Annotated in this window: 6 protein-coding genes; 4 read left to right on the top strand and 2 right to left on the bottom strand. The window is 28.0% G+C overall.

Features of this window, described 5'->3' with window-relative positions; genetic code table 11:
* Together BRSU_RS14115 and BRSU_RS14120 are read right to left on the bottom strand one after the other, a co-directional pair.
* Nucleotides 1-173: HK97 family phage prohead protease (locus BRSU_RS14115; RefSeq protein ID WP_048596227.1), on the bottom strand; the 173-nt coding region annotated here is incomplete at its 3' end.
* Nucleotides 160-1,443, bottom strand: coding sequence for a phage portal protein (locus BRSU_RS14120; protein WP_048596001.1), 1,284 nt, complete (start codon nt 1,441-1,443; stop codon nt 160-162). The genes BRSU_RS14115 and BRSU_RS14120, both read right to left, overlap by 14 nt.
* A gap of 196 nt (nt 1,444-1,639) precedes the next feature.
* On the opposite strand from BRSU_RS14120, the gene BRSU_RS14555 reads away from it, so the two are divergent.
* The 4 genes from BRSU_RS14555 to BRSU_RS14135 all read left to right on the top strand — a co-directional run bounded on the left by BRSU_RS14555 (nt 1,640) and on the right by BRSU_RS14135 (nt 3,731).
* Complete coding sequence (locus tag BRSU_RS14555; RefSeq protein WP_157031510.1) at nt 1,640-1,816, top strand: hypothetical protein; 177 nt, start codon at nt 1,640-1,642, stop codon at nt 1,814-1,816.
* Between the two features lie 107 nt (nt 1,817-1,923).
* A complete protein-coding gene (locus tag BRSU_RS14125) occupies nt 1,924-2,595 on the top strand; it encodes a hypothetical protein (RefSeq protein ID WP_048596228.1) in 672 nt (223 codons plus the stop codon).
* On the top strand, nt 2,588-3,118 hold the full coding sequence (locus BRSU_RS14130; RefSeq protein WP_047104467.1) for a hypothetical protein: 531 nt from the start codon (nt 2,588-2,590) through the stop codon (nt 3,116-3,118). The genes BRSU_RS14125 and BRSU_RS14130 overlap by 8 nt, the downstream gene beginning before the upstream one ends.
* Nucleotides 3,119-3,281: 163 nt before the next feature.
* Nucleotides 3,282-3,731: a P27 family phage terminase small subunit gene (locus tag BRSU_RS14135; RefSeq protein WP_048596003.1), complete on the top strand. Its 450-nt coding sequence runs from the start codon at nt 3,282-3,284 to the stop codon at nt 3,729-3,731.
* Nucleotides 3,732-3,764: the final 33 nt, after the last annotated feature.

Here is a 3,764-nt window from a genome sequence, read left to right on the forward strand (position 1 = left end):
TTAGTGAAAGCACCTCTGTTTATACGCTCTCTAAATAAATCACCATAAAGAGGCTCACTTAAAGAATTATATACAATAGCATAGCCTCTTAATTTAAGAGGTTCACCTTCGGTGTCTGTGCTTTTTTGGATATCAATATCTATACTTCTAATTTCATTATTATTCACTGGCATTTTTATCTTCCTCTTCTAATTTTTTATTTTTATCATTATTATTTATATTAAAGTTTTGATTGTCTTCAGTTTCTTTAGGTTCTTCATAAACTGTTTTTATTGGTCTTATTTGTTGAGAAACGAAATACTCATCTCCATATTCATCATCTACTTCATTAAGGTTTTCTTGTCTTCTCCATTCATTTCTAGTAAGAACACCATTATTCAATTTGATTTGATTCGCTTGCTGTCTTGTAAGAGTATCGCCTCTCAAAAGTCCGTCCAAATTAAACTCTATATTATATTTTTTTCTTTCTGATTCGCTTAATAAATAGCCGTTTAATGCTTTTTCTATACGAACACACCAAGGTCTTATGGTATGAGTAACAAACTCTATACTTTGATGTTCTATATTATTATTTGTACTTCTGCTTAAATCACCGATTAAATGAGGAGGTACACGGAACACTCGGCATATTTCTTCTACTGAAAATCTTCTGCTTTCTAAAAACTGAGCATCTGACAAATTCATTGTCACAGGCTCTATTTTCATTCCTTCTTCAAGAACAACTATACCTTTTTCCCAAGCCTCTCTGAAGCTTTCTTTTAAGTTTTTTTTAGCATCTGAACTTAATTTTTGCGGATGTGAAATAATTGGAACTTTTTTAACGCCATTAGAAAAGAAATCTAATGCAAAATTATCTTGATAAAGTCCTGTAGTTATTTGCTTACGCATCATAGCTATTGGACTGTATCCTATCACTCCGTTCCATCCAAGTCCTGCTATATGCATAACTTGTGCTGGAGATAAAGTGATTATTCCTCCATCATCAGAGTATTCAAACATTTTATCACCATTTGAATCTCTATATACTTTAATTTTATTAGAATCTATTAAATAAAGTTCTGTTACTCTGTTAAAATTATCTCTTACTACTTCTACAAAACCGTTGCCTTGAAGAAGTATTTGGGTGATTAGACTCTCTATAAATGATACGGATGTGCATTCTTCATTAGGAGAGTCATGCAATAATTTATATAAAGAATGATCTTTAGCTTTTACTTTATTATTTCCATTTATTTTATATACAAAAAGAGGTAAAGTTGCTATTGTTTCTGCTATAACTCTCACGCATGCAAATACTGTAGAGAAAGTTAAAGCAGTATTAGGATTGACTGCTGATAGAGTTTTATCATTTTGAATTGATAAAAAATTACTTCCATCTATATGGCTAAAATCAGGAAATAGCCATTTTTTTATATAATTCCTTATATTTTTTATTACAGACATATAATATATAAAAAATATAAGGAAATATAAGTTTTATATTGTTATTTTATTACAAGAACTTAAAGTCCCACTGTGTGCCTTTATTTTTACTTATTACGGTATTTGTATATACTGTATTTTTAGTTTTTTATTATTGATTTTTTATCTTTTTAAGATAGAATATAATATATGTCGATATGTAGAGGGTAAAAATCTAATGTTATATAAAGATTTTGAAGAGAGTAAGAATAATATTATTGCTAAAAGAAATAAAATATGGATTAAAAATAGAATATTTCCTAAATGGATAAATCCAGAAGAAATAGATTTGGAGCAATTTTTTACAAAAGAAGATACTGCTAAATATTGCTACAATAATCTATTATCTTTTTAGACAAAGAAAAAATAGATATATCAAACTATACTTTTGTTGAACCTTCAGCTGGTAATGGTGCTTTTTTTAATTTATTAGATTCAAAAAATAAAATAGGATTAGATTTAATGCCTTTATCTGATGGTATATTGGAACAAGATTTTTTACTATGGTCGCCTGATGATTTGACTAAAAAGTATATATTTATAGGTAATCCTCCATTTGGTTACAGGGCTTGGCTTGCTTTAGCTTTTATGAACTCAGCAGCACAATATGCTGATTATATAGGATTTATATTGCCTATGTCATTTCAGAGTGATGGAAAAGGTTCTCCAAAAAATAGAGTAAACAATATGAAGTTAGTACATTCTGAAATACTTCCAAATGATAGTTTTTATAGATTAGATAATAAAAAAATTACTGTGAATGCTTTATGGCAAATATGGAAAAAAGGGAATAGTGATTTAGAAGAAAAGAAGTCTTGTGATGATTGGGTAGATATATTTACTGTTGATACTAGAAAAGAAAGAACTTGCGGAATAGAAAAAATGAATAATGCTGATTTTTTTCTTCAAAGAACATATTATACACAACAGCCTAAATTAGTAAAAGATTTTTCAGAAGTAAAATATGTATGCGGATATGGTATTATAATAAAAAAATCTAAAAAAAAAGTTGAAAATATATTAAACAGTATAAATTGGAATGATTACAGTAATTTGGCAACGCATAATTGCAGACATATAAGTATGTATCATATAGAAAAAGCCTTAATAGATAGGGGAATTGTTAATGCCTGATAGTATTTATAGTGAATTATTTTTACATATTTTAGAAAAATATCATAATCATTCTAAATGGGATAATGCCGAATTTAAAAAAATAAAAACACTTTCTAATACAGGTGTAGGAAGTGTTGGTCAGGATTTTATTCATGAATTATGTAATAAATTAAATATCAATTCTAAACTTTCTAAAAAGTCTACAGATGTAAGAGATAAAAATGCATATGATATAGAAATAGAAAATATTGATTTTGAGATAAAAACTGCAACTGAAGATACAAATTTTAATTTTCAATTTAACCATATAAGATATCATAGAAAATATGAGGCTATAATTTGTTTAGGTGTCTCTCCAGATGATTTATATTTTAATATATGGTCTAAGTCTGATATTTTAACAGGTAAGGCAGGTAATTTAGTTAGTATGGAAAAAGGAGCAAATGCTTCTTATAAACTTACAAAATCTAAAAAATCATTATATAAAATAAATGAATTTGAAAATATATTATTAAGTTTTATCAATAATTTCAAGAAATAATTTCCAATAACAACTTTCCTAACCAGACGACTGTCTGCCTATATCGAAAAAGCTCCTGAATTATTTTTTTTACGCCATAGGCGGACATTTGTCTAGTTATAAAATATTATATTACTTATTATTAATGTAGATTTTTAACTAAATTATAATCTCAGGAGTATAAATGCCCGATAAAGCCAAAAAAGCCCCAAAAAATGCCCAAAATAAGCCAAAAAAAGCCGTTAAAATACCAAATCCTGCTAAAAGCATGCCTACGGCACCAGAATATTTTTGTGGGTATTCTTTAAAAAAATGGAAAGAACTTGCTCCTATTTTTGCTGAAAAAAATATGCTTGGAGATGCCGATTTATCAGCATTTGAACTTTTATGTCTGCATTATGGTGATGCTATGAATCTTTATGAAGCTATGATTAATGAAGGCGGTTCTATAGCTGGATATTTAGCAGGTAAAAACTCTCAAACAATGGGCGAATATTTAGCATATCATAAAGCTATAACAGCATATACTAAAATGCTTACCGAGTTCGGTTTAACTCCTGCTTCTAAAAAGAAAGTTCCTGCACCTGACACTATAGAAGAGGATGATCCGCTTGAAAAAATGATAAATGGTTAAATATGATGTATACTTATGAAGAATATATCAATT

Origin of the sequence: Brachyspira suanatina, from assembly GCF_001049755.1 — a bacterium.
In the GTDB taxonomy this organism is placed as follows: Bacteria; Spirochaetota; Brachyspiria; order Brachyspirales; family Brachyspiraceae; genus Brachyspira; species Brachyspira suanatina.

Excerpts from the sequence above, each read along its gene's own strand:
- BRSU_RS14125 (WP_048596228.1), top strand. The coding sequence starts at position 1,924 with ATGCCTTTATCTGATGGTATATTGGAACAAGATTTTTTACTATGGTCG.
- BRSU_RS14120 (WP_048596001.1), bottom strand. The coding sequence starts at position 1,443 with ATGTCTGTAATAAAAAATATAAGGAATTATATAAAAAAATGGCTATTT.
- BRSU_RS14135 (WP_048596003.1), top strand. The coding sequence starts at position 3,282 with ATGCCCGATAAAGCCAAAAAAGCCCCAAAAAATGCCCAAAATAAGCCA.
- BRSU_RS14555 (WP_157031510.1), top strand. The coding sequence starts at position 1,640 with ATGTTATATAAAGATTTTGAAGAGAGTAAGAATAATATTATTGCTAAA.
- BRSU_RS14130 (WP_047104467.1), top strand. The coding sequence starts at position 2,588 with ATGCCTGATAGTATTTATAGTGAATTATTTTTACATATTTTAGAAAAA.